This window comes from Cryobacterium sp. M15, assembly GCF_002929675.1.
GTDB classification, from domain to species: Bacteria; Actinomycetota; Actinomycetes; order Actinomycetales; family Microbacteriaceae; genus Cryobacterium; species Cryobacterium lyxosi.
In genome coordinates, this window is sequence record NZ_PJJW01000040.1 from 299,071 (window position 1) to 324,107 (window position 25,037).

Annotated in this window: 21 protein-coding genes; 15 read left to right on the forward strand and 6 right to left on the reverse strand. The window is 62.5% G+C overall.

What is annotated here, in order from left to right; all coding sequences use genetic code 11:
• Positions 1-40: 40 nt before the first annotated feature.
• From CXY83_RS14575 to mshC, 3 genes are all read left to right on the forward strand, one after another.
• Complete coding sequence (locus CXY83_RS14575; RefSeq protein ID WP_104198019.1) at positions 41-1,408, forward strand: M20/M25/M40 family metallo-hydrolase; 1,368 nt, start codon at positions 41-43, stop codon at positions 1,406-1,408.
• 75 nt (positions 1,409-1,483) lie between these two features.
• A complete protein-coding gene (locus CXY83_RS14580; protein ID WP_104198020.1) occupies positions 1,484-2,338 on the forward strand; it encodes an undecaprenyl-diphosphate phosphatase in 855 nt (284 codons plus the stop codon).
• Positions 2,339-2,411: 73 nt separating this feature from the next.
• Positions 2,412-3,704 carry a cysteine--1-D-myo-inosityl 2-amino-2-deoxy-alpha-D-glucopyranoside ligase gene (gene mshC / locus CXY83_RS14585; protein WP_104198021.1) on the forward strand — a complete coding sequence of 431 codons (1,293 nt, stop codon included), beginning with the start codon at positions 2,412-2,414 and terminating at the stop codon, positions 3,702-3,704.
• Positions 3,705-3,739: 35 nt separating this feature from the next.
• Here mshC and CXY83_RS14590 read toward each other — a convergent pair whose 3' ends face one another.
• Positions 3,740-4,696: a proteasome assembly chaperone family protein gene (locus tag CXY83_RS14590; RefSeq protein WP_104198022.1), complete on the reverse strand. Its 957-nt coding sequence runs from the start codon at positions 4,694-4,696 to the stop codon at positions 3,740-3,742.
• Between the two features lie 106 nt (positions 4,697-4,802).
• Here CXY83_RS14590 and CXY83_RS14595 point away from each other — a divergent pair, with 106 nt between their 5' ends.
• The 9 genes from CXY83_RS14595 (at position 4,803) to lnt (ending at position 15,217) form a co-directional block, all read left to right on the forward strand.
• Positions 4,803-5,543: an HAD family phosphatase gene (locus CXY83_RS14595; protein ID WP_255408780.1), complete on the forward strand. Its 741-nt coding sequence runs from the start codon at positions 4,803-4,805 to the stop codon at positions 5,541-5,543.
• Positions 5,540-6,541 carry a tRNA (adenine-N1)-methyltransferase gene (locus tag CXY83_RS14600; protein ID WP_104198023.1) on the forward strand — a complete coding sequence of 334 codons (1,002 nt, stop codon included), beginning with the start codon at positions 5,540-5,542 and terminating at the stop codon, positions 6,539-6,541. Before CXY83_RS14595 ends, CXY83_RS14600 begins: the two co-directional genes overlap by 4 nt.
• A gap of 130 nt (positions 6,542-6,671) precedes the next feature.
• On the forward strand, positions 6,672-7,619 hold the full coding sequence (locus CXY83_RS14605) for an FKBP-type peptidyl-prolyl cis-trans isomerase (protein WP_104198024.1): 948 nt from the start codon (positions 6,672-6,674) through the stop codon (positions 7,617-7,619).
• 14 nt (positions 7,620-7,633) lie between these two features.
• The gene (locus CXY83_RS18225) at positions 7,634-9,775 is read left to right on the forward strand and encodes a YafY family protein (protein ID WP_233200968.1); all 2,142 of its coding nucleotides are present in this window, start codon (positions 7,634-7,636) and stop codon (positions 9,773-9,775) included.
• A gap of 3 nt (positions 9,776-9,778) precedes the next feature.
• Entirely contained in the window at positions 9,779-10,093 is a 315-nt protein-coding gene (locus CXY83_RS14620; RefSeq protein WP_104198025.1) for a hypothetical protein, read from the forward strand.
• 22 nt (positions 10,094-10,115) lie between these two features.
• On the forward strand, positions 10,116-10,382 hold the full coding sequence (gene tatA / locus CXY83_RS14625) for a twin-arginine translocase TatA/TatE family subunit (RefSeq protein ID WP_104198026.1): 267 nt from the start codon (positions 10,116-10,118) through the stop codon (positions 10,380-10,382).
• A 45-nt stretch (positions 10,383-10,427) separates the two neighbouring features.
• The gene (gene tatC / locus CXY83_RS14630) at positions 10,428-11,180 is read left to right on the forward strand and encodes a twin-arginine translocase subunit TatC (RefSeq protein WP_104198027.1); all 753 of its coding nucleotides are present in this window, start codon (positions 10,428-10,430) and stop codon (positions 11,178-11,180) included.
• A gap of 40 nt (positions 11,181-11,220) precedes the next feature.
• Entirely contained in the window at positions 11,221-13,683 is a 2,463-nt protein-coding gene (locus CXY83_RS14635; RefSeq protein ID WP_104198028.1) for an RNA helicase, read from the forward strand.
• A 7-nt stretch (positions 13,684-13,690) separates the two neighbouring features.
• Positions 13,691-15,217, forward strand: a complete 1,527-nt coding sequence (gene lnt / locus CXY83_RS14640) for an apolipoprotein N-acyltransferase (RefSeq protein WP_104198029.1) — start codon at positions 13,691-13,693, stop codon at positions 15,215-15,217.
• Between the two features lie 82 nt (positions 15,218-15,299).
• Here the strand turns inward: lnt and CXY83_RS14645 are convergent, their stop codons facing one another.
• From CXY83_RS14645 to CXY83_RS14660, 4 genes are all read right to left on the reverse strand, one after another.
• The gene (locus tag CXY83_RS14645; RefSeq protein ID WP_104198030.1) at positions 15,300-15,668 is read right to left on the reverse strand and encodes an RNA polymerase-binding protein RbpA; all 369 of its coding nucleotides are present in this window, start codon (positions 15,666-15,668) and stop codon (positions 15,300-15,302) included.
• Between the two features lie 111 nt (positions 15,669-15,779).
• Positions 15,780-16,544, reverse strand: a complete 765-nt coding sequence (locus CXY83_RS14650; RefSeq protein ID WP_233200971.1) for a glycerophosphodiester phosphodiesterase family protein — start codon at positions 16,542-16,544, stop codon at positions 15,780-15,782.
• A 3-nt stretch (positions 16,545-16,547) separates the two neighbouring features.
• Positions 16,548-17,525 carry an SPFH domain-containing protein gene (locus CXY83_RS14655; protein ID WP_104198031.1) on the reverse strand — a complete coding sequence of 326 codons (978 nt, stop codon included), beginning with the start codon at positions 17,523-17,525 and terminating at the stop codon, positions 16,548-16,550.
• Entirely contained in the window at positions 17,518-18,012 is a 495-nt protein-coding gene (locus CXY83_RS14660) for an NfeD family protein (RefSeq protein WP_104198032.1), read from the reverse strand. Before CXY83_RS14660 ends, CXY83_RS14655 begins: the two co-directional genes overlap by 8 nt.
• A gap of 164 nt (positions 18,013-18,176) precedes the next feature.
• Here CXY83_RS14660 and CXY83_RS14665 point away from each other — a divergent pair, with 164 nt between their 5' ends.
• The 3 genes from CXY83_RS14665 to CXY83_RS14675 are packed head-to-tail and all read left to right on the forward strand — an operon-like array spanning position 18,177 to position 23,504.
• Positions 18,177-18,941, forward strand: a complete 765-nt coding sequence (locus CXY83_RS14665; protein WP_104198033.1) for an SDR family oxidoreductase — start codon at positions 18,177-18,179, stop codon at positions 18,939-18,941.
• 14 nt (positions 18,942-18,955) lie between these two features.
• Positions 18,956-21,136: a S9 family peptidase gene (locus tag CXY83_RS14670; protein ID WP_104198034.1), complete on the forward strand. Its 2,181-nt coding sequence runs from the start codon at positions 18,956-18,958 to the stop codon at positions 21,134-21,136.
• Positions 21,099-23,504, forward strand: a complete 2,406-nt coding sequence (locus tag CXY83_RS14675) for an excinuclease ABC subunit UvrA (protein ID WP_104198035.1) — start codon at positions 21,099-21,101, stop codon at positions 23,502-23,504. The genes CXY83_RS14670 and CXY83_RS14675 overlap by 38 nt, the downstream gene beginning before the upstream one ends.
• 20 nt (positions 23,505-23,524) lie before the next feature.
• On the opposite strand, the gene CXY83_RS14680 is transcribed toward CXY83_RS14675, so the two are convergent.
• On the reverse strand, positions 23,525-25,030 hold the full coding sequence (locus tag CXY83_RS14680; protein WP_104198036.1) for a mannitol dehydrogenase family protein: 1,506 nt from the start codon (positions 25,028-25,030) through the stop codon (positions 23,525-23,527).
• Positions 25,031-25,037: the final 7 nt, after the last annotated feature.

Consider the following 25,037-nt stretch of genomic DNA (forward strand, 5'->3'; position numbering starts at 1 on the left):
TGTGTCGCCTCCCCCCGGCGACGACGGGTAGCGTTTGAACATGCCTTCCATTTCGAACGTGCACCCGGCCGAAAAACCCGCTGATCCAGCCGGAATCTCACCCGCAGGTCATCCTCAAAAACTTGATCTGACCGCCGAAATCGCGCGTGATCTCATCCGCTTCGACACCACGAACTATGGTGCAGGCCGTTCAAACGGCGAAACGGAGGCCGCAGAATACGTCGCCGAGAAGCTGCGAGGCCTCGGCCTCGTGCCCGAACTGTTCGATTCCGAACCCGGCCGAACCAGCGTTATCGCCCGGGTCAAGGGTCGCGACGCCGACCGGCCGGCTCTGGTCGTGCACGGTCATCTTGATGTTGTTCCGGCCGATGCGGCGAACTGGAGCGTCGACCCGTTCGGCGGCGTCATCAAGGACGGCCTGCTGTGGGGGCGAGGCGCTGTCGATATGAAAAATATGGACGCTATGATTTTGGCCTCTCTGCAGGACGTGATCAATGCCAATGGTGCGCCAGAGCGCGACCTCGTCATCGCCTTTTTCGCCGACGAGGAGGCCGGCGGCGTGCTCGGCTCGCACTTTCTCGTTCGCGAACATCCACACCTGTTTGACGGAGCCACCGAGGCGATCAGTGAGGTGGGCGGATACTCCATTACGCTCGGCGGTCAACGCGCCTACCTCCTGCAAACGGGGGAGAAAGCGCTGATCTGGGTCAAGCTGGTTGCCCGTGGCGAGGCCGGCCACGGCTCCCGAATGCACCCCAACAACGCCGTCACTCGGCTCGCCGAGGCCGTGGCGAAACTCGGGCGTTACGAATGGCCCATTCGCCTGACCGACACGACCGAACAACTTCTCGGCGAAATCGCCCGCATTCTCGAGGTTGACCCGCAACGGGTCGGCCCGGACGAGCTCGCTCTGGCGACCGGCACGGCCTCCGGCTTCATTCAGGCCAGCCTGCGCACGACGACCAACCCGACCGGCCTCACCGCTGGCTACAAGCACAACGTCATCCCCGACACGGCAGAGGCCCTCATTGACATCCGCGCGTTGCCAGGCGAGGAAGATCTCGTGCTCTCCCAGATTCAGGAGATTGTCGGCGCTGACATCGAAATCGTCACCATGCACCGCGATATCGGTCTGGAGACTGAATTCAGCGGGCCGCTGATCGAAGCGGTCGTGAGTACCCTGGAGCGCCATGACCCCGGCGCGCCGGTGCTCCCGTACCTGCTGTCGGCGGGAACGGACAATAAAGCGCTCAGCACCCTGGGCATCAAAGGCTACGGTTTTGCGCCCCTTCGCCTCCCAGGGGACTTGGACTTTCCTGCGATGTTCCACGGAGTGGATGAGCGGGTACCGCTCGACGCACTAGTGTTTGGCAGGCAGGTTTTGACCGACCTGCTGTCACAATATTGAAGCTGTGATATACCGCCCGAGCCCGTCGGGCACGGGTTCGCTGAGTATTATAAGTAATCCAAGAAAGCGCGGCGCGTGGACTTTCTGAATGCGATCATTCTGGGCCTCGTTCAGGGGTTGACCGAATTCCTTCCCGTGTCGTCGAGTGCGCATATCACGATCGCCGGGCAGTTTCTCGGCACCGGTGATGACCCGGGTGCCCGATTCACTGCCATCACCCAGATCGGCACTGAAGCTGCTGTCGTCATCTTCTTTTGGCGCGATATCGTGCGCATAATCGGCCAGTGGGCAAAATCGCTCACCGGCCGGGTGTCCCGCAAAGATCCGGATGCCCGCATGGGCTGGCTGATCATTCTGGGATCGCTTCCGATCATCATCCTCGGCCTGCTGTTCCAAAACCAGATCGAAACCGTGCTGCGCTCACTCTGGCTCACCGCGACCATGCTCATCACCTTCGGCATTCTGCTCGGTATCGCCGACCATGTCGGCGCCAAAAGGCGACGACTGCAGGACATCACCGTCGGCCACGGCGTAATCTACGGATTCGCGCAGGCGCTCGCACTCATCCCCGGCGTATCACGATCGGGCGGTACCATCACTGCCGGGCTGTTCCTCGGCTACGAGCGCGCAGCAGCGGCCCGGTATGCATTCCTGCTGGCCATTCCCGCCGTGCTCGGCAGCGGCTTCTACCAGGTGTACAAGTCCGTCGCCGATCCCTGTTTGGCGGGCGCAACCACGTGCACTCCCGAAATTTTTGGACCGCTCGAAATTCTGGTGGCCACTATCGTCGCCTTCGTTGTGGGCCTCGCCGTGATCGCGTTCTTTATGAACTACATTTCGCGACGGAGTTTTCTGCCGTTCGTGATCTATCGCATCCTGCTGGGTATCGTGCTGTTCGTGCTCCTTGGAACGAACGTCATCTCCGCCTAGTCGGTTCGCGAAGCGGTCACCGCATCGACGACGGTTCGCAAACCCACCGCCGCATGGAAGCTAGGCTTGAACCATGCGTGCATGGGAACGACCCGAAATTGTCTCTGTCCCCGGCGAGTCGAATGCACCCTGGCTCCACGACACAAAAACCGACAGTCTGGTGCTGGCCGAGCCGCTCGATTCAGCCCGACTCTACGTTTGCGGCATCACGCCCTACGATGCGACCCACATTGGCCATGCCAACACCTACCTCGCTTTCGACACCCTCCAGCGGGTCTGGATCGACGCCGGCTACCGCGTGCACTATGCCCAAAATGTGACGGATGTCGATGACCCGCTCCTCGAGCGGGCGACCGCCACCGGCGTCCACTGGCGTGACCTGGCCGAATCACAGGTTGAACTCTTCCGCACCGACATGAAAGCTCTGGGCATCATTCCGCCGAATGATTTCGTCGCCGTGACCGAGGTCATCGACGAGATAGCCGCCGCCGTGGCCGTTTTGCAGGAGGCAGGGCTCGCCTATCCGGTACCGACCGGCGACGCCATCGCCGAAGCAGACGGAACGATCGCCGTCGATCTGTACTTCGACATTCGTGCCGCCGAAGCCAGTACCGGCTGGGCGCTCGGTGACGAGAGCAACCTCGACCTCGACAGCATGCTGCGCCTATTCGCCGAGCGCGGGGGAGACCCCGACCGGGCGGGCAAACGCGACCCTCTCGATCCGCTGCTCTGGAAGGCTGCGCGTTCGGGGGAACCGGCGTGGGAGTCTCCGGTCGGTGCCGGGCGACCAGGCTGGCACATTGAGTGTTCGGTGATCGCCCTCAAAGAACTCGGCATAGATTTCACCGTGCAGGGGGGAGGATCTGACCTGATCTTTCCGCACCACGACATGAGCGCTGGGCATGCGCAGGCGTTGTCCGGACATCCGCTTGCCGGGGTCTACAGCCACACCGGCATGGTCGCTTATCAGGGCGAGAAGATGAGCAAGTCGCTCGGTAATCTTGTTCTAGTCTCCGGACTACGCGCTCAAGGAATTGACCCGCGCGCGATTCGCCTGGCCCTGTTGGCCCGCCACTATCGCACCGACTGGGAATGGACCGACGCGCTTTTGGAGGAGGCCATCGCGCGCCTCTCCGTGTGGTCTGCAGCCTTCGGCGCTTCGGCTGTTTCCGCAGCCAAAAACGCTGCCAGCATGGAGGCGCCTGGAACGGCTGCTTCGCTCGTGCAGTCCCTGCGCCTCGCACTCCGCCACGACCTGAACACCCCCGAGGCTCTGAAGCTCGTCGACGACGCCGCCGCCGGTCAGCTCGATGACGTGAGCCTGGTGAATCGTGCCATCAGTGCGCTGCTCGGCGTCGCGCTGTAAAGCAGAGCGTCGTCTGCAGCTGACCCGCTGCGTTCCTAGTGCCGTGGCCCGTCGGGTCGGCTTCCGGGACCATCGGGCCGGCCGTCTGCGCGCCCGTCGCGCCCGTCGGTGCCGCGCCTGCGCAGGTACTTCTCGAATTCCTGAGCGATCGCCTCGCCGCTTGCCTCTGGTGAGTCGACGGTGTCTCTGGCCTGCTCCAGCTGGGCGATGTACGCGGCCATGTCCTCGTCTTCGCCTGCTAAGACGTCAATACCGGTTTCCCACTCAGCCGCCTCGGTCACGAGCGCGCCGCGGGGGATAACCACATCTATGACCTCTTCGAGCTTGTCGATCAATGCGAGCATCGCCTTGGGCGATGGTGCGTTATGCACATAGTGGGGCACGGATGCCCAAATCGACAGGGTGGGAATTCCCACCGTCTCGGCGGCATCGGACAACACGCTGAGTATGCCGACCGGTCCCTCATAATTACTGCGCTCGATTTGCAGTTCAGCCCGCACCTGCGCGTTATCACTCGAGACGAAAATAGAGATGGGGCGGGTATGCGGAACGTCGGCCAGCATGGCGCCCAAAAAGACGACGCCGCTGACGTCGGCGGCCAGGGCCGCGTCGAGTATCTCCGCGGCGAAGCTCTTCCAACTGCGGGACGGCTCCGTACCGATCAGCAGAAAGATATTGCCCGCGTTCGTTCCACTGACCCTCAGCTCGGCATCGTCCGCCAGCGGCACGCCCAGTGTCCCGGGGGTCTTCGGACCATACATGATCGCTCCGGGCCAACCGAGGGTACGCACGCCAGCCTCGTTCGTTGACACGGTCGGCCGGTTGAACTGGTAGTCGAAGTACAACTCCGGGTCGACCTCGGTGATCTTCTCAACGTCGAGTAATTCTTTCAATGCACGAACCGCCCCCGTCGCGGCTTCTCCGGCGTCGTTCCAGCCTTCGAAAGCGACGACGAGCAGCCGTCCGCCCAGAAACCCATTACCGTCAGTCACCGTTTATATCCTCAATTCTTCGGCCTCCCATATGAAGGGCCTTCATCAAGGATAGGCGGTGGCCCTACACTTGAACCCCGTGAATGTTTTTTCTCCGCCCCTGCCCTTGCCCGCTTCCCTTCCCGCCGCCGTCCTGTGGGACATGGACGGCACGATCGTCGATACCGAACCGTACTGGATGCGTGCCGAGACCGAGCTCATGGCCGAGTTCGGCGGTGTCTGGACTCATGAAGACGGAATGTCGCTGATCGGATCAGGATTGTGGAATTCTGCGGCCATTCTGCAAGCACGAGGCGTCGATCTCACCGCGGACGCCATTGTCGCCCGCCTCACCGACCGCGTGCAGCAGCAGCTGGCCGAACACGGGATTCCCTGGCGTCCAGGATCTCGTGAGCTTTTACGGCAGCTGAAAGCCGCCGGCGTTCCGACCGCACTCGTCACGATGTCGGTGGAGCGCATGGCCCGCCAGATCATCGACCTCATCGATTTTGCAGCATTCGACGTCGTCGTCGCCGGCGATATGGTCGAAAACAGCAAGCCGCATCCTGATCCGTATCTGGTCGCCGCCAAACAACTCGGCGTGGATCCGGCAACGTGCATCGCGATCGAGGATTCCGTGCCGGGTGTCGAATCCGCTGTTGCCGCCGGCACGATCACCATCGCCGTTCCCCACCAGATCGACCTGCCGAAGAGCGTGCTCTACACGCGCTGGCCGACGCTCGACGGGCGCACGATCCACGATATCGCCGCGTTGTATCACCAATCGAAACGTTCCGACGAGCTCTCTCCCGTTCATCCCCTCGCTCCTACCGGGGCCGCCCGAAACGAAAGCGCACCACTCGCATGAGCAGCAACCAGGTCATTCAAAACAGCGGACTTTTTCGTGTCGGCGACCGGGTGCAACTCACCGGGCCCAAGGGGCGGATGAACACCATCACCCTTCAGGAAAGCCTGACCTTCCACACCCACCGCGGCATTCTCGCGCACGACGACATCATCGGGCAGCCCGACGGGTCGGTCGTCACCAACAACGTTGGCGTTGAGCACCTGGCGCTGCGGCCGCTTTTGGTGGACTTCGTGATGAGCATGCCGCGCGGTGCAGCCATCATCTACCCCAAGGACGCGGCCCAAATTCTGGCGCAAGCCGATATCTTTCCCGGCGCCACCGTCGTTGAGGCCGGCGTTGGTTCCGGGGCACTGTCGCTCTGGCTGCTGCGCGCAATCGGGCCGGCCGGCCGTCTTGCATCCTTTGAACGGCGCGAGGAATTCGCCGACGTCGCTCGCGACAACATCGCTACCTTCCTCGGGAATGATCCGCAGAACTGGACCATCACTCTGGGCGACCTTGCCGAGACGCTGCCCGACACCATGCCGCCGCAGAGTGTCGACCGGGTGGTCCTCGACATGCTCGCGCCCTGGGAATGCCTGGGCGCCGTCTCCGAAGCTCTCAAGCCCGGAGGAGTGCTGCTGTGCTACGTCGCCACGGTGACGCAATTGTCCCGTGTGGCCGAGGCCATCCGCGGCACCGGGTTCTATACCAATCCGGATTCCCATGAAACGATGATCCGCGGTTGGCACGTGGAGGGACTCGCAGTGCGTCCCGACCACCGCATGATCGGTCACACCGGGTTCCTGATCACCGCACGTCGGCTCGCCCCCGATACAATCCTCCCCGAGCTGAAGCGACGTCCGTCCAAGACGGACTTCAGCGACGCGGATGTCGAGGCCTGGACCCCGGGGGCGCTCGGTGAACGCAACGTCAGCTCCAAAGTCATGCGCAAACGCGTGCGGGCCGCTGGCGCGAGCGCCGAGCTTTCCAAGGCTCGCGACCTCGACGCCGGTTAGGATAGGGCCCGGCCCATTTCGGTTGAACTGCGCCGAGACCGCAACCGCCTGGACCCAGACACACCCGCACCAACCTCACACTCGCGCAGCAGATTCACGCTGCAGCAACCCCGTACCGAAAGAAGGACTTGTGCGCAAAGCATCCGCGCTGATCGTCACCGCCGGCCTCGTGATGACGGCATTGACCGCCTGCGCCGGCCCCGGCACGGCCGGGACCTCCTGCGAAACCGCGGCCACGTCCGGTGCGGCCTCGGCGTTGGTCTCGACCTCCGGCGACTTCGGTTCGGCGCCCGACGTCAGCTTTCCGACACCGCTCAAGTCGTCGACTACTCAACGCACGCAAATCATCGAAGGTTCCGGTGAGAAGCTCGAAGCCGGACAGATGATCTCCGCCCTCATGACCATGTATAACGGAACGACCGGCGCTGCCATTCAACAAGCTCCGTTCGACGGCAGCGTTGCCTTTCCCATCGCCCTCGCCGACACTACTCTTCCCGGAATAGTCGCCGGCCTGCTGTGCGCCCGCGAAGGTGAGCGCATCGCGGTCGTCATTTCCCCGGATGATGGGTTCGGTCCGGCCGGCGGTAGCGAGCAGCTTCAACTTGGAGCGACGGATGCTGTAGTGGTTGTCGTTGACATCGTGAAGGCATATCTGCCGCGAGCTGACGGAGCTAACCAGATCGTGGCCAATGGCCTTCCCGCCGTGGTGCTCGATGAAAACGGTGTCCCGGGCATAGTCGTCCCCAACGGGGACGCTCCCACCACGCTCGAAATGGGTGTGCTGAAGCAGGGTGCCGGCGACAAGGTCAAGGAGGGGTCGACGGTCACGGTGAATCTCGCCGGCGTGCTGTGGAAGGAAAAGACAAGCTTCGTGTCGACCTGGACCAACGGAAGCCCCGTTCAAATGGTCCCCAACGCGGTGATCCCCGGCTTGGCAACAGCGCTCATTGGACAGACGGTCGGTTCACAGATCGTCGCTGTCATTCCTCCCGACCAGGCCTACGGTGACACAGTGGATGCCACTATTCCGGCCGGTTCCACACTCGTTTTCGTCGTCGATATTCTCGGCGTCGACTAGGTCGGCTGGCCCGCATGTCTACCCCGCCAGAGTCGGAACCTCCAAAAAGCGCGACCGAGGTCAAGCCGTTGCTGGTCACGGCCCCCGAAAGGCTGTTCAGCTTGGTCCTCGCGCTCGTCGCAACGGAAACAGGGCTGACCAAGGCCGATATTCTCGCGAACGTGCAGGGTTACCGACAGCGATTCTCGTCCGCCGGCTCGAATGAGAGTCTGGAGCGCCAGTTCGAGCGAGACAAGGATGACATCCGGGAATTGGGAATTCCGCTCGAAACACTTGAATCGCCCGACGATCCGGGCAGCAATCACTTTTTGCGGTATCGAATTCCGAAGGGTCTGTACGACCTACCCGCCGACGTGAGCTTCACTTCCGATGAGGTATCCCTACTCAAACTCGCTGGCACGGTCTGGCGGGAAGGATCATTGTCCGGGGAATCCCGCCGGGCCCTGATGAAGTTGAACTCCCTCGGTGTCGAATCGAGCGAACCGGTCCTGGGCTACGCACCCTCGTTACGCACGCACGACCTGAGCTTCGAACCGTTGAGCAAAGCCCTCGACCGAGCGCAGATCGTGGCATTTCTTTACCTCAAACCGGGGGAGACCAAGCCGGTCCGTCGCGAGGTCGCTCCGCGTGCGTTGGTGCAGCACGAAGGTCGCTGGCACCTCTACGCAACGGATGAGGTCGCTCGCGCACCGCGCACCTTCCTGCTGGCTCGCATCGTGGGCACGGTGACAGTGCTCGCAAACTCTACTCCGACTTCGATTGGCGACGAAGCAGCGGGCAACACGACCGATAGTGCACGCGCTCTCTGTGAACTCGATGCCCTGTGGGCGAGTAATGTCGCCCACATCGTCGTGGTATCAGGATCCGACGCCGCAGTTCGGCTCGCCGCGCGCCAGGCGGCTCAGTGCCCCGCGGCCCAGCCAGACCATCCAGTGACGCTCGAGCGCACCCTGCATTTCACCGACTTGAACATACTCGCCGACGAACTGGCCGGGTTCGGCCCCGAAGTGTTCGTCGAGAGCCCACTCGTGTTACGCGCCGCCGTGCGCGATCGACTCGTTGCCGCGCGTGACGCTCATGCCAGCGCTCTCCCCGCGTTCCCACCCGGCCGCGCACAGCGCCGCCGGCCAAGTCCGCTGCATGCGCCGACCTCCCAGCCAGGCAGCCAGCCTCGAGTCGCCGGAGACCAGCTCACCCTCTTACTCTCCCTCGTTCCGTACTTGATCGATCAGGGGCCAGTCACCGTCACCGAGGTGGCCGAGCACTTCGGACTGTCAGTGGAACGAGTGCGCACACTGGTCAGCCTCATCGCGCTGTCTGGAATTCCTGGGGAAACACGTCAATACCTGCACGGTGACCTGTTCGACATTCTCTGGGACGAATTCGAAAACAATGATCGAATCGTACTTACCCACCAGGTCGCCATCGATGACTCCCCGCGATTCTCCGCGCGCGAGGCCGCAGCACTCATCGCCGGACTGCAGTACCTGTGTGCCCTGCCGCACAATGCCGACACCGATGCGATCGCGTCGCTGATGGCGAAGTTGACGCGCGGCTCATCGGCGCCACCCACCCAGGTCGCGGTCGCGCAGCGCGATGCCGGCGCGACTCGCGAGATTGTGCAGGCTGCCCTCAGTACAGGAATGCAGGTCGAGTTCGACTATCTCAATGCGCGTGGCGACCAGGAACACCGCCTCGTCGACCCCTTGCGCATTGAATCCGTCGACAGCGACTGGTACCTCCGGGGTTGGTGCCACCTTCGCGAAGCCGTGCGAACCTTCCGTCTTGACCGGATGACCGACCCTCGCGTCACCGCCTCACCGCGCAGTTCGCACACGGTGGACGTGCTGCTGCCGGACACCCTGTTCCAGCCGTCCAGGGACGACGTTGATGTGCGACTCGAGCTCCCTACCGCGGCGCTGCCGTTGCTGGCCGACTACCGACCCGAGCGGTCCGAGGTGGTCGGAACAGGCGTGCGCACGCGCACCACCCTGCGCGTCGCCCATGCCCACGTGCTCAAACGTCTCGTCACCGGCCTCGCCGGCATCGTCACCGTGCTTCAACCGGCAGAGTCACGCAAGGTTGTTTTCGACTGGGCCGCAGCCGGACTGGCTCAGTACTCCGGCGACAATCAGCCCCAGGTGGATGTGGGTTAGCGGATGCCGTGGTGGTCGTGGTTGCTTATCTGGGGCGTTCTGGTGGCCGGTCTTTTCGTGGTCCTCATGTGGTGCGCGGTGGCGCTCTACCGCAAAGCCGTCACAACCCTGCGAGCTCTCGAGGCCCTCAACGATCAAGTTTCCTCGGTGGACCTCGATGTGCCGTCGGTCTGCGCCTCGTTTATCCCCGCCGTATTCTCGGACTCGGCTGTGTTGCTCCGGAATGTCGAGCAGAATCGCGCTGAGCGCGTCCACCGGAGTCAGGTGCGTCGCGATGCGCGGATCGTGCGGGGTAAACTGATGCCAAACGCCCGCTAGCTAACACAGAGGACATACCCTCATGCTGCAAAATTTGACCGGATGGCACTTTTTGATCATCCTCGTCGTCGTACTGCTCCTTTTCGGTGCGCCAAAGCTTCCCGGACTCGCACGCAGCCTCGGGCAGTCTATGAAGATCTTCAAGAGCGAGATCAAGACCGACACTGTCGACCCTGATCCCAACGCCGCACCGCGGTCGAAGAGCACGACGAGCACAACGGGTGACGACGTGTCGAACACGTCCCTTCCGACCACGCCCGGCCCGGCCGACCCCGCCTCGAAGCCCTAGCCGCGAATGGTCCGTGCTGGGCGGAGTGCGACCGAAGCGGGAAAGATGTCGCTGGGGCAGCATCTGATCGAACTGCGCAAACGCCTCTATCTGGCTGCAGCCGGTCTCCTGATCGGTGCCGTTGCTGGTTGGTTCCTCTCCGATTTCGTCTGGGATCAATTGCGAGAGCCGATCTACGCCATCATCAATGCGCAGCATCGCAACGCCCAGATCAATTACCCCGACATTACGAGCGCTTTCGATCTCAAACTCAAAATCTCACTCTATGTCGGTCTCATAGTGTCCAGCCCGGTGTGGCTTTATCAGGTCTTTGCTTTTTTGGTTCCCGGTCTGACCCGTACCGAGAAGAAATACACGTTCGGGTTTCTTTTGACGGCCATTCCCCTGTTTCTGGCTGGTTGTGCGGCGGGTTGGGTTGTACTGCCTCACGTGGTCGAGCTCATGACGAGTTTCGCGCCCACCGAGGACTCGGCGTTCATTAATGCGCAGGGTTATTTCGACTTCGTACTCAAACTCGTCGTGGCGATCGGCATTGCCTTCGTCCTGCCGGTCTTCATTGTGCTGCTCAACTTCGCCGGCGTGATCAGTGCGGCGTCGATCATCAAATCCTGGCGGATTGCAATTTTGGTCATCGTTCTCTTCACGGCGATCGCCACTCCCGCCGCTGACGTCGTCTCGATGTTCTTGCTGGCCATTCCCATGGTCATGTTGTACTTTGCCGCCTACGGCATCGCTTGGTTGCATGATCGCCGAGCGGCTAAGAAAGTGTTGGCTTTCGAGAAAGAATTCGCGCTCTAGTCTCTGCTGAGAGTCGTTTGTAGCAATTGTTAAGGATCACGTGACGCACACGCAATCGCCGGCCGAACGGTATTCGGCCGCGCGCACCCGGGCAAGCCAACCGAAGTTGCTGGCTTTTGATCGCGGCCTCAAATTCGATCTCGATCCGTTCCAGCGTGAGGCTTGCGCGTGCCTGGAGGCCGGCAACAGCGTGCTCGTTGCTGCGCCGACCGGTGCGGGCAAAACCATCGTCGCCGAATTTGCCATCTACCTGGCAATGCAGCAGTCGCGGGCGAAGGTTTTTTATACCGCGCCCATGAAGGCCCTCAGCAATCAGAAATTTCAGGAGTTCGTTGCTGAGTACGGTGCGGACCAGGTTGGGTTGCTCACCGGGGACAGCAACGTCAACGCGGGGGCACGCATCGTCGTCATGACGACCGAGGTGCTCCGCAATATGCTCTACGCCGATTCCGACTTACTCACCGATCTCGCTTTCGTGGTGATGGACGAGGTGCACTACCTTGCGGATCGCTTTCGTGGTGCGGTGTGGGAAGAAGTGATCATCCATTTGCCGCAGTCGGTACGCATGGTGTCGCTCAGCGCGACCGTGTCGAACGCCGAGGAATTCGGTGACTGGTTGCAGGCAGTTCGCGGTGAGACTGACGTGATCGTTTCTGAAGAGCGGCCGGTTCCGCTGGAACAGCACGTACTGGTCAAGAACAATATGCTCGATCTGTTCGATTCCTCCGGATTGATCGGCGCGCATCGGGTCAATCCCGAACTCGTTCGGTTGGCGCACGCCGGCGGGCGCTCGGCCGGTGGGCGTGGTCGCGGTTCTGGTCGTCAGGGTGGCTCATCCGCGGGCGGTTACCGGGGTCACGACAAGCAACGCGCACAGGTCGACGCCGGCCGAATGGATCGCGGCGATATCGTGCGCATGCTCGATGGCAAACACCTGCTGCCGGCTATTTTCTTCATCTTCAGCCGGGTCGGCTGTGACCAGGCCGTGCGGCAGGTGCTCCGCTCGGGGATACGTCTGACAGAGGAACACGAGCGGGATGAAATTCGTCAGATCGTGGACGATCGATGCCGCACCCTGCTCGACGAAGACCTCGGCGTGCTCGGCTACTTCGAGTGGCTCGACGGACTCGAACGCGGTGTCGCCGCGCACCACGCCGGTCTGCTGCCGGCATTCAAGGAGGTCGTTGAAGAACTTTTCCAGAAAAAGCTTGTCAAGGCTGTCTTTGCCACCGAAACGCTGGCTCTCGGCATCAATATGCCCGCCCGCACGGTCGTTCTTGACAAACTGGAGAAGTTCAACGGCGAAGCCCGCGTGCCGATCACCCCGGGGGAGTACACCCAGCTAACGGGTCGGGCCGGTCGCCGTGGAATCGACACCCTCGGGCACTCGGTCATACAGTGGGCTCAGGGACTGGATCCACAGGCGGTGGCCTCGCTCGCCTCCCGGCGCACGTATCCGCTGAATTCCAGCTTCAAGCCCACGTACAATATGGCCGTCAACCTCATCGATCAGTTCGGCGTCACACGCACGCGCGGTGTGCTCGAGTCGTCATTCGCCCAGTTTCAGGCCGATCGGGCCGTCGTTGATCTGGCCCGGTCTGTGCGCCAGCAAGAAGAATCCCTAGCCGGGTTCAAGGCCAGCATGACCTGCAACCTGGGCAACTTCGAAGAGTACTCGGCCATTCGTCGACGGCTCACCGAGGTGGAACGCGAGGGTGTCAAAGCCGACAATTCCCTGCGCGGTGAACGTGACAAACGCCAGCGTGAGGTGACGAGCTTACGCAAGCAGATGCGCGCCCACGGCTGCCACCACTGTCCCGATCGAGAGGCGCACTCCCGCTGGGCAGAACGCTGGTTCAAGCTCAAACGCCAAACGGATGCCCTCAACCAGCAAATATCACAGCGCACCGGGGCCATCGCCCGCGTCTTCGATCGCGTGACCGACGTCCTGCTCGGCTACGGCTACCTCGAATCGAATGCCAACGGCGTTATCGCGCTCAGCGAGAGCGGACGCATCCTGCGTCGAATCTATGCGGAAAGGGACCTCCTGGTCGCGGAGTCTTTGCGCCGAGGTCTGTGGAACGAACTCGATGCCGCGAGCCTCGCCGCGATGGCCTGTGCGCTGGTCTTCGAGCCGAGGCGTGAAGAAGGTTTGATCGACGCTCGGTACCTGCCCAAGGGACCGTTCAGACCGGCCCTCGACGAAACCCAGGAGTTGTGGAGCCGCATCGACGACCTCGAGCGGGACCACAAGCTTCCCGGGAGTAATCCGCTCGCCGTGGGCCTGAGCCTCGCCATGTGGAAGTGGGCTCGCGGCGCATCGCTCGCCGACGTACTCTATGAGGCCGAGATGGCTGCCGGTGATTTCGTGCGCTGGACCAAACAGACCATCGACCTGCTCGACCAACTCAGCATTGCCGGCGACGGACAGGTCGGGCCGACCGCTCGTAGCGCCATGGATGCGATCCGCCGCGGTATCGTGGCCTACTCCTCGGTGGCCTGAATTCACCATGTGGGGGAATGAGCGCTCGTTCAGCCTGCCGCTGTGGGCAGCTCTTGTCGTCGCGGCCGGTGCCGGCGCGGTTCTGGACGCCGGTTTTCCGGATCGCGACTGGTGGTATCTTGCGCCGGTGGGGGTCGCGCTCATGTTTCTGGCTCTGCTCGGTCGCAGCCTCGCGACGGGACTGCTCGTGGGACTGGTTGCCGGATTATCGTTTTGGCTGATTCATATCTTCTGGATCACCCTGTACCTCGGTCTCGTGCCGTGGTTTGCGCTCGGCGGGTTGGAGAGCCTGTTTTTCGCCGTGGGGCTCGGCTTGACCGCCGTCGTCCTCCGGCATGGCCCTCGGGTCTGGCCGAGTATCTGGGGTCGTCTCGGCGTTGTGCCGGTTATCGTGGCCGGTTTGTGGACGGCCAGGGAGGCAATCAGCGCGGTCTGGCCCTACGGTGGCTTTGCCTGGGGCCGAGTTGCCCTGTCACAGTCGGAGAGTCCGTTTGGTCCGCTCGTGGCCTGGGTCGGCCTGTCCGGCCTGAGCTTTATTCTGGTCTGGCTGAGTGCTCTCGCCGTACAACTATTCCGCGAACCGGAGCTGGCGCGCACGCTGCGCACGGGCATCGCCGTCGGCGCCGTCGCGGTAGTCCTTATCGTTCCGGCATGGCCGACTACCCAGAACGGCGAGGTTCGCCTCGCCGCAGTGCAGGGAAACGCGGATGCCGGTCTGTTTGCTGAATATTCGCCGGGTCAGATTCTGCAGGACCACACATCGGCCACCCTGCCTCTGATCGGTGAGAAGGTCGATTTCGTGGTCTGGCCGGAGAACTCGAGTGACATCGACCCCACCCGCTCGCAGGCAGCCGCGCAGGTGCTCGACTACATCAGTACCGAAATGGATGCTCCTCTCATCACCGGCACCATCACCAAGCCCGATGACACCTACTACAACAGCTCGCTGCTCTGGGAGGCCGGCCGCGGCGCCGTCGATGTCTATGACAAGGTGCACCCGGTGCCGTTTGCCGAGTACATGCCGGATCGGGCTTTCTGGCGACCATTCGCTCCGGACCTGATCGACCTCATCGGCCGGGATTACGGTATCGGCACCCGCGACAATATTTTTGACATCAACGGAGTTCTGGCTGGAATAGCGATCTGCTTCGACATCGCCGACGATCAGCTGGTGCACGAAATGATCGACGACGGAGCCCGCGTTATTCTCGCCCAAACCAACAACGCCGATTTCGGGCACACCGATGAGAGCGTGCAACAGCTGGCCATCGCCCGGTTGCGCGCGATGGAGACCAGCCGTACGGTCGTCAATATCTCAACAGTCGGCTCGAGCGCGATCATCACCCCCGATGGGGCGACGCTCGATAGCCTTCCGACCTTTACGTCGGGAGCCATGGTGCAGACCGTTCCGCTCAGCGACACCATCACACCGGCGATAGTGGCCGGCCGTGGACTCGAATGGCTCGTCTCGGGGCTGGGCGTGGCCGGATTGGCTCTGTGCGCGCGTTCCGCGCGGCGTCGCCGACACCGTTGACCGCAGCCCCTGTCCAGAACCGACCTATTAACCAACAGCGACCCCGGCACAAAGTGCGGGGTCGTGCGGGTGTGACCGGCGGTTAGGCGCCGATCTTCTGCTGGCCACCACGGCGCAGACGCAACACCGAAAGGCGCTCTTCGAGTAACTCTTCGAGTTCGTCTCTGGAGCGGCGTTCCAGCAACATGTCCCAGTGGGTCCGGGCAATTTTTTCATCGGAGTGGTCGACGATCACCGGCAGGGAGTCGACCAGTCGGGTCGCCGTCCTGGCACAGTACTTGCATTCCCACTCGTCCGGAGCCTCGGCGTCGGCCGAAAAAATCATCACTGTCTCGCGCCCACATGTTTCACACCGGTAGGTGTGAGTAACCCGGGGGGAGAAGGTGACGCCTTCTTCGCTTTGAAGGCTTTGTGCGCCCAATCTCATGCCACGCAAACTGCGGTCAGCCATAGTGTGGTCTCCTCTCGCTCGCGATCACATTCCGATCGCAATACCTATGTAGTTCTAAACCATCAAGCTGGGTATAAACCTTCCCAGACCCCCTGTTCTGGGAGGTAATTCTCAGATTCCGAGATTAGCAGCTTTGACAGCAAGATCCGTGCGATCTGTCACGATACCGTCAACTCCCAGATCGAAGAGTCGAACCATGTCCATCGGGTCGTTGATGGTCCACACGTGCACCTCGACGTCCACCCTGTGCATCATCGCGATGAAACGGGGTGTGACAATTCGAATTGGTCCCGCCCGCTCGGGGACCTGCACGGCGACGCAGCCCGCGAGCGTTTTGCGAACGAGGGAGGTCAGGCCCAGATTCGTCGCCGCCACGGCCCGCGCCACGAGCGGCAACGACGCGGAGGAAACCACACCGGGCAGTAGGTCGACCATACGGCGGCGACGCGAGTCGTCGAACGAGGTCACGAGGACTCGAGCCGTAGCTCGCTGGTCACGAATGGCCTGTGCGGCCGGCTCGGCGGCGGCATCTGTCTTGATGTCGATATTGAACAGTGCCGATGGAAACGCTTGGAGGGCATCGGCGAGGGACGTGAACGATTGTCCGTAGCCCCTGTTGATGCGCCTCAGCTCAGGCATGGTGAGCTGGTCAATGCGAATATCGCGTCCGAGCGCAGTCAAGTCGGGGTCATGGCTGATTACAGCCACGCCGTCAAGCGAGACGTGCACGTCGGTTTCGAGATGGGTGGCCCCGGCCGCCAGGGCCTTTACGAAGGCGAGCAAGGAATTTTCCGGCGCCTCTCGTGCCAGACCGCGGTGCGCGAAAACCCGGGGGTGCGGTGCGGCCAGAAAAATGGACTGTGCGCTCTCGGCCACCGATTAGGCCTGCTGCGCTGCTGCAGCCGTGGCCGGAGAAGCGGATGCCGCCGGTGCAGCGGATGCCGCCGGTTTTGGGTTTTCAGTATTCGCACCAAAAGCACTGCCGATACCCTTCATCGCCTCGGTCAGTTCGCTCGGCACGATCCAGAGCTTGTTGGCGCTGCCCTCGGCCAGCTTGGGTAGCGTCAGCAGGTACTGGTAGGCGAGCAGCTTCGGATCTGGATCTCCGTCATGAATGGCCTTGAACACGGTGGTGATGGCTTCGGCCTCACCCTGCGCGCGCAATACCGCAGCTTTGGCGTCACCCTCAGCCTCGAGGATCGCCGCCTGGCGCGCTCCCTCGGCGGTGAGAATCGCGGACTGCTTGGTACCCTCCGCCGTCAGGATGAGGGCGCGACGGTCGCGTTCGGCGCGCATCTGCTTTTCCATCGAATCTTGGATGGAGTGAGGTGGCTCGATTGCCTTGAGCTCGACTCGACCCACCCGGATGCCCCATTTGCCGGTGGCTTCGTCGAGCACGATGCGCAACTGGCTGTTGATGTTGTCGCGGCTGGTCAGAGCCTCTTCGAGGTTCAACCCGCCGACCACGTTACGGAGGGTGGTCGTAGTGAGCTGTTCGACCGCACCGAGGTAGTTATTGATCTCGTAGGTAGCGGCGCGGGCATCTGTCACCTGAAAATAGACGACGGTGTCGATGGACACGACGAGATTATCCTCGGTGATCACCGGCTGTGGCGGAAAAGACACCACCTGCTCGCGAATGTCGAGAAGCGGTCGCACCCGGTCGACGAACGGCACCAGAAGATTCAAACCGGGAAGCAGCGTCTTGTGGTACTTGCCGAGGCGCTCCACTACCCCGGCGTTGCCCTGGGGAATGATGCGAATGGCGCGCACGAGGATGACGATGACGAACACCGCCAACACCGCCAGGAGGGCAATCACGAAGATCTGACCGATAAAAGCTGCGGGGTCAAGCATTGTTCTGGGTCCTTTCAGCGAAGATGACGACGGCGGTGGAGCCTTCGATGAGGTGCACGGTGACCGGCTGGCCGGGCTCGACACCAGAACGGAAACCGGCGTCGTTGTCGGGGTGGGCCGGCAGAAGACGAGCGGTCCAGGTTTCGCCGTTGGCCAGTTTCACGAGCCCCCCGGTTTCGGTGACCGTCGACATGACACGGCCGGTCATTCCAATCAGCGCGGCGATGTTGCTGAGCGCCGGATCGCCCCCCTTGCGAAGGGCTCGCAGTAGGAAGGGGCGGATGGTTAAAAGCAAAAGCACCGACAACCCACCGGCTACCACGATCTGCAGCCACCAGTCCAGTCCGAGCAAGTTGGCAGCCAAACCGCCCAGACTGCCGATGGAGATCATCAGGAAGGTGAATTCCAAGCTCAGCAGTTCGATGGTGATGGCCACGAGAATGAACACGAGCCACAGAATCCAGAGATAGTCGGTCAGGTCGACCATGTGTGACACCTTCCACATTCGGTTTCACCTCGAAACTAGCAGGTACCGGGTTCAACACGCCGAGGGAGCGACTGAGGCTTGTTGATAAGGTCGAAAGAGTGGGTAGTGGCCGATCAGGTCGCACTTCATCACGGAATTAAGTTGATCAAATCAGAGGAGCATGCGTGACCAATCCACTTGCAGCAGGATCACTCGAGGGCAAGCGCGTACTCGTCACCGGCTCTTCCCGCGGTATCGGCGCCGATACTGTCGGGTATTTTGCTCAGGCCGGAGCGCGAGTCGTCATTAATTACCGTAATAAAGAGGCGCGAGCGAACAAACTCGCCGATGCCATTCGCGCCGCTGGCGGGAAGGCCATCACGGTCGGCGCCGACTTGACCGACCCGGCATCGGTTGCCGCGATGTTCGCGACCATCAGGTCCGAGTACGGGGGCCTCGACATTCTCGTGATGAACGCATCGGGCGGTATGGAAAGTGGTATGGCCGCTGACTACGCCATCAAGCTCAATCGCGATGCCCAGGTCAACTTGTTGAATGGGGCCATCCCGCTGCTCGGCGACGATTCCCGGGTTGTCTTTGTCACCAGCCACCAGGCGCACTTCATCAAGACGACAAGCACCATGCCGGAGTATGAGCCAGTCGCCCACAGCAAGCGCGCGGGCGAAGACGCCCTGCGCGCTGTCATTCCCGAACTCGAACAGTCCGGTATCGGATTCGTGGTCGTTTCCGGCGACATGATCGAGGGCACCATCACGGCGACGCTGCTCGAACGGTCCAACCCGGGCGCCCTGAACGCTCGCAAAGAGGCAGCGGGACGCCTGTACAACGTCAGCGAGTTCGCGGCGGAGATCGTCTCGGCCGCGGTGGATCCGGTCCCGGTCGGAAATACCCGATTGGTCGGCGACACGACCGGGTTTACCAGCGACTAGAAAGTGAGAAAGCAATGAAAGCTGCCGATCTTCCGTTGCTCTGTACTGTCTCGCGCCCGACGATCCATCCCGATGGGTCGCGGGCGGTTTTCTCGCGGGTGAACGCCGACTTTGCAGCGGATGACTACGTCGGCCAGCTGTGGACCGTCGCGCTAACGGGGGAGCCGGCTCCACGCCGCATCACCCGCGGCTTTCGGGACTCGGCACCCCGGTTTTCCCCGGATGGCAGCCTGATCGCTTTTCTCAGGGCCGATGCCGGCGGTAGCGCACAGTTGCACGTTGTCGATGCGGCCGGGGGCGAGCCCCTGGCAATGACCGACGCGGTTCTCGGCGTGACTGACTTTCGTTGGCATCCAAACGGTAGCCGGATCGCCTTTTTGGCTCGGGTTCCCGAACCCGGACGATACGGTACGGTCGTCGGCTTGTCAGCGGACTCGGAACCGGCCCGCCGCATCGATACCCTGCGTTACCGGTCGAATGGGGTCGGATACACCAGCGACCGTCGCGTGCACGTGTTCCTGGCCGTGGTGCCCGATGTCTGGGGCGAACCGACGCCCGCTCCTGCTCCTGTGACGGCCGATGCAACTCGCGCTGAGCCCAAAACCCCGCCGGATGCCGGGGTGAACCCCGTTCTTCCGGTGCGGGCCAGCCTGCCGTCCGGACTTCCGATCGCGCGCCGGGTGACCGAGGGAGATTTCGATCACTCCGGCCTGGCCTTTGCGGCTGACGGGTCCAGGCTCCTCACCATCTCGGCGCGTCATACCGGCCGCGACAACGACCTGCGCAGCGAAGTCATCGAACTCAACCTCAGCCGCGACGAAGACGCGACCCTGGCGGAGGAAATAATCGCTCCAGCTCGTACCGTCGTGCGTTCGGCTGAGAACCTGAGTATCTCGGCTCTCGCCTGTGCCGATGACGGTACTCTCTGGCTACTCGCCACCGATGTGGGAACGACCGGCCGAGATTTCGTCGGACGGGTAAGCGCACTGTACCGTTGCGGATTCCTGATTGATGGTTCAGCACCGATACGCGTCACCGACCCGCACCAGACCGACCAGAATCTACTTGATCTGGAGGCCACCGGGGATATCAGTTTGCTGGCGGACGGCTCCGTACTCGTGCTCCGTGGCAGTCGCGGCCGCGTCGATCTGGTTCGGGTGCACCACGACGGGCACGTGGTGCCACTCGACTGCGGAGCAACCGTCGCGACCGCAGTGGGTGCCAACGGCGAATCTGTGGTCGTCGCCGTGCAGACCGCCGTCACGTCCGGTGAGCTCGTTCTCGTACACACGCACCCCCTCGGCACGCATATGCCGCGCACCGAACCCAAACGCCTCACCGATTTCTCCGTGCACCTTCGTTCTACCGGCCTGGCGATGGGCATCGAACTCACCATCACCGGGCGAGACGGCTACCCGGTGCACGGCTTTGTGCATACCCCGCCGGGGCCGGGCCCGCACCCGGTCCTCCTGACCATCCACGGAGGCCCGTACGCCCAGTACACCGACGCGCTCCTCGATGAAACCCAGGTCTACGTCGATGCGGGCTACGCCGTCGTTCTCTGCAACCCGCGCGGATCATCCGGTTATGGCGAAGCCCATGGGCGCGCCATCCGCCAGCGTATGGGTACCCTCGACCTCGCTGACGTGTTGGACTTTCTCGACGGTGCCCTCGAAGCCGAACCAGTCCTCGATGCGCAGCGCGTTGGCATCATGGGTGGGTCCTACGGCGGCTATTTGACCGCCTGGACGATCGCGCACGATCACCGATTTGCCGCCGCCATCGTGGAACGCGGTTTTCTCGATCCCGACGCATTTGTCGGTACAAGCGACATCGGCGATTTCTTCGGTGACGAGTATGCAGGAACGGATGCCGACCTGGTGCGGAGCCAAAGTCCGCAGTTCCTGGTCGGCCAGGTGAAAACCCCGACCCTCGTTCTCCATTCCGCGCAGGATCTGCGCTGCCCGTTGTCGCAGGGTGAGCGCTACTACGCGGCGCTCAAACGCGGCGGAGTTCAAACCGAACTGGTCATCTTTCCGGGGGAGAACCACGACCTCAGCCGGACCGGTCGCCCACGGCACCGTTTGCAACGGTTCGAGATTATTCTGGATTGGTGGGCCCGATTTCTGCCCAGTGCCGTCAATCATAGGAGATCCGATGAGCCCCACCATGAAAACGGACACCCCGTTCCCTGAATCGAAAATCGCGGACAGCCACGACCTGATCCGCGTGCACGGTGCCCGAGAGAACAATCTCAAGAACGTCAGCGTGCAGATCCCGAAGCGACGGCTGACCGTGTTCACCGGCGTGTCCGGCTCGGGCAAAAGCTCGCTGGTGTTCGGCACCATCGCCGCCGAGTCTCAGCGAATGATCAACGAAACCTACAGCACGTTTGTGCAGGGATTCATGCCGACCCTCGCCCGGCCAGACGTCGACCTACTCGACGGGCTGACAACGACGATCATCGTCGACCAGGAACGAATGGGTGCCAACGCGCGGTCGACCGTCGGGACCGCCACCGATGCCAACGCGTTCCTGCGCATCCTGTTCAGCCGGCTCGGCCAGCCGCACATCGGCTCTCCGCAGGCGTTCTCCTTCAACGTTGCCTCGATCAGCGGCGCGGGCGCCGTTTCGATCAAACGCGGTGAACAGACAGTCAAGGAACGGCGCAGCTTTAGCATCACCGGCGGAATGTGCGCCCGCTGCGAGGGCAGTGGCTCGGTCGACGACATCGACCTGACCGCGCTCTACGACGACACTAAGTCTCTTATCGACGGCGCGCTCACCATTCCCGGCTACAGCACGGACGGCTGGTTCGGCCGCATCTTCAACGGTTGCGGATTCTTCGACCCCCATAAACCGATCAAGGACTTCACCGACCAGGAGTTGGATGACCTACTCCGCAAGGAGCCGACCAAGATCAAGGTCGACGGTATCAACCTCACCTACGAGGGACTGATCCCCAAGATCCAGAAATCGATGCTGTCCAAAGACCTTGACTCGCTGCAACCGCACATCCGAGCCTTTGTGGAACGAGCGGTGACTTTCACCGTCTGCCCCGACTGCGACGGGACCCGACTCAGCGCGGGGGCCCGATCGTCGAAGATTGGCGAAATCAGCATCGCCGATGCCTGCGCGATGCAGATCAGCGACCTCGTCGAGTGGGCCGGAGGTCTGACTGATACCTCCGTCGGACCGCTACTGGAGTCGTTGCAGCGTCTGCTCAAATCTTTTGTCGAGATCGGGCTGGGCTACCTCTCGCTCGACCGCCCCTCCGGCACGCTCTCCGGCGGTGAGGCCCAGCGCACCAAGATGATCCGCCACCTCGGCTCGTCTCTCACGGATGTCACGTACGTCTTCGATGAGCCCACGATCGGCCTGCACCCGCACGACATCCAGCGAATGAACACGCTGCTGCTTCAGCTGCGTGACAAGGGCAACACCGTGCTCGTTGTCGAGCACAAGCCGGAGATGATCGCGATCGCAGACCACGTCGTCGACCTCGGCCCAGGAGCAGGATCGGCTGGTGGCGACATCGTGTTCGAGGGAACCCTGGCTGGTCTTCGATCGAGCGATACCGTGACCGGCCGGCACCTCGACGACCGTGCGACTCTGAAACCGAGCGTGCGCAGGCCTGCCGGGGTATTGCAGGTTCGCAGCGCCAGCGCACACAACCTGCAAAACGTCGATGTGGACATTCCGCTCGGTGTGCTGACCGTGGTGACCGGCGTGGCCGGGTCGGGCAAGAGCTCACTGATCCAGAGCTCGGTAACAGGCCGCGACGGAGTGGTCTCCATCGACCAGGGCGCGATTACGGGCTCCAGGCGCAGCAACGCGGCGACATACACGGGGATGCTCGAACCGATCCGCAAGGCCTTTGCCAAGGCCAACGGCGTCAAACCGGCGCTGTTCAGCTCCAATTCAGAGGGAGCCTGCCTCAACTGTAACGGCGCCGGCGTTATTTACACCGACCTGGGTGTGATGGCCGGCGTAGCAATACCCTGTGAGGTATGCCAAGGAAAGCGTTTCGAGGCATCCGTTTTGGAATACCGCCTCGCGGGACGCGACATTAGTGAGGTGCTGGCGATGTCGGTAACCGAGGCCAGGGAATTCTTTGGTGAGGGCCAGGCACGAACCCCGGCAGCCCATACGATCCTGGGCCGACTCGCCGATGTCGGCCTCGGCTATCTCGGCCTCGGCCAACAGTTGCCGACGTTGTCCGGCGGCGAACGCCAGCGGCTGAAGCTCGCCACGCACCTGGCCGAAAAAGGTGAGGTGTATGTTCTGGACGAGCCCACCGCCGGCCTGCACTTGGCCGACGTCGAGAATCTGCTCGGCCTGCTCAATCGGCTCGTCGATTCCGGGAAGTCGGTCATCGTCATCGAGCACCATCAAGCCGTCATGGCGCACGCCGACTGGATCATCGACCTCGGCCCGGGCGCAGGTCACGAGGGCGGCCGAATCGTCTTTGAAGGAACACCCGCAGACCTCGTGGCCGCGCGTTCGTCCCTCACCGGCGAGCACCTCGCGGCCTACGTCGGTGCCGCGCCCGCGACTCCGTAGCCCAACAGCACCCCCGCAGGCTACGCGAGGAGCGCGACCAGGGTTTCGCGGGCACCGACCGTGTGCAGCAGCTCAAGCGCCCGGTCGTAGGCCTCGACAAACGTCGTGTCGTCGACAAGATCGGCGAACAGGTCGCGGTCGCGCAGGAAGGAATGCCGGTCAGAGGCGAATCCGGCAGCGTTGTTCATAACACGTTCCCTGAGACGGTCGGCGACCTCGATAGGCTGGCCCTGTTCGTCCGTTCCCTCCGCGTAGCGGGCCCAGCTAGCCACGATCGCCGCTGACAGTTGCACCGAACGGCCAGCCGCGAGCTGGTCGACGATCACCGGCACGAGCCACTTCGGGATCCGGTCGGAAGACTCGTTGCAGAGCCGCGCGACGGTGTCGCGTACGCTCGGGTTCGAGAACCGCGCGATGAGCTCGTCTTTATAAGCTTCGAGGTCGATGCCGGGTACCGGCTTGAGCGTGGGGGAGCCCTCGCGGTCCATGTAGGCGCGAAGGAAGCCGGCGATCAGCGGATCAGCCGCAGCGTCGTGCACGAGTCGGTAGCCGCACAGGTGCGCGAAATAGCACAGGCCTTGATGGCTGGCATTCAACAAACGCAGCTTCATGAGCTCGTAGGGCTCAACGTCGGCGACGAGCTGAGTGCGCACGTGCTCATACGGTGGTCGACCGTTGATGAAGGAGTCCTGTAAGACCCATTGGAAAAAGGGCTCGCAGACCACGGGCCAGGCGTCGAGCACACCGAAGGTCGCGGCGACGAGAGCGCGATCGGCATCCGTCGTGCTGGGGGTGATGCGGTCGACCATGCTGTTCGGAAAACTTACGCGTGCGTCGATCCAGGTGGCCAGTTCGGCGTCGCGGGCCGTTGCGAACGCTACGAAGGTGCGGTGGGCAACCTCACCGTTGTTTTGCAGGTTGTCGCAGGACATGACCGTGAACGGGGGCACTCCGCGGTCGCGCCGGCGACGCAGAGCCTCAACGGTGATGCCAAAGACTGTGGCGGGCGCGGCGCCGGGCACCAGGTCGGCCTGCACCTGAAGGTCACCGAGGTCGAAAGCCCCGGTCACAGGGTTGATGTTATAGCCGCCCTCGGTCACGGTGAGCGAGACGATTTTTACTTCGGGGCTAGCCATCCGCTCGATGACAGCATCGACGTCGTCGGGGGCGAACATAAAGTCGATGATCGATCCGATGACGCGGCCCTCCAGATGCCCGTCGGCGTGCTTTTCGACCAATGTATAGAGGCCATTCTGAGCGGCTAAGACGTCCCGCATGCGTGCGTCACCGGCCAGCACGCCGACTCCGCAAATGGCCCAATCGCGGGCCAGGCCCTGGCTGAGCAGGTCGTCGATCATGAGTGCCTGATGCGCCCGGTGAAACCCGCCGACACCGAAGTGCATGATGCCCGCCGTCAATCCGGTGCGGTCGTAGGACGGAACGCGCACGGTGGCGGCGAGGGTGGGTAGGGACTCCTTTGTGAGGGCGACGCCGGTGAAAAAAGGGGGAGTGGTGAGTGTGGTCATGTGGGTC

Excerpts from the sequence above, each read along its gene's own strand:
- CXY83_RS14575 (WP_104198019.1), top strand. The coding sequence starts at position 41 with ATGCCTTCCATTTCGAACGTGCACCCGGCCGAAAAACCCGCTGATCCA.
- mshC (WP_104198021.1), top strand. The coding sequence starts at position 2,412 with ATGCGTGCATGGGAACGACCCGAAATTGTCTCTGTCCCCGGCGAGTCG.
- CXY83_RS14600 (WP_104198023.1), top strand. The coding sequence starts at position 5,540 with ATGAGCAGCAACCAGGTCATTCAAAACAGCGGACTTTTTCGTGTCGGC.
- CXY83_RS18225 (WP_233200968.1), top strand. The coding sequence starts at position 7,634 with ATGTCTACCCCGCCAGAGTCGGAACCTCCAAAAAGCGCGACCGAGGTC.
- CXY83_RS14620 (WP_104198025.1), top strand. The coding sequence starts at position 9,779 with ATGCCGTGGTGGTCGTGGTTGCTTATCTGGGGCGTTCTGGTGGCCGGT.
- tatA (WP_104198026.1), top strand. The coding sequence starts at position 10,116 with ATGCTGCAAAATTTGACCGGATGGCACTTTTTGATCATCCTCGTCGTC.
- tatC (WP_104198027.1), top strand. The coding sequence starts at position 10,428 with ATGTCGCTGGGGCAGCATCTGATCGAACTGCGCAAACGCCTCTATCTG.
- lnt (WP_104198029.1), top strand. The coding sequence starts at position 13,691 with ATGTGGGGGAATGAGCGCTCGTTCAGCCTGCCGCTGTGGGCAGCTCTT.
- CXY83_RS14645 (WP_104198030.1), bottom strand. The coding sequence starts at position 15,668 with ATGGCTGACCGCAGTTTGCGTGGCATGAGATTGGGCGCACAAAGCCTT.
- CXY83_RS14655 (WP_104198031.1), bottom strand. The coding sequence starts at position 17,525 with ATGCTTGACCCCGCAGCTTTTATCGGTCAGATCTTCGTGATTGCCCTC.
- CXY83_RS14660 (WP_104198032.1), bottom strand. The coding sequence starts at position 18,012 with ATGGTCGACCTGACCGACTATCTCTGGATTCTGTGGCTCGTGTTCATT.
- CXY83_RS14670 (WP_104198034.1), top strand. The coding sequence starts at position 18,956 with ATGAAAGCTGCCGATCTTCCGTTGCTCTGTACTGTCTCGCGCCCGACG.
- CXY83_RS14675 (WP_104198035.1), top strand. The coding sequence starts at position 21,099 with ATGAGCCCCACCATGAAAACGGACACCCCGTTCCCTGAATCGAAAATC.
- CXY83_RS14680 (WP_104198036.1), bottom strand. The coding sequence starts at position 25,030 with ATGACCACACTCACCACTCCCCCTTTTTTCACCGGCGTCGCCCTCACA.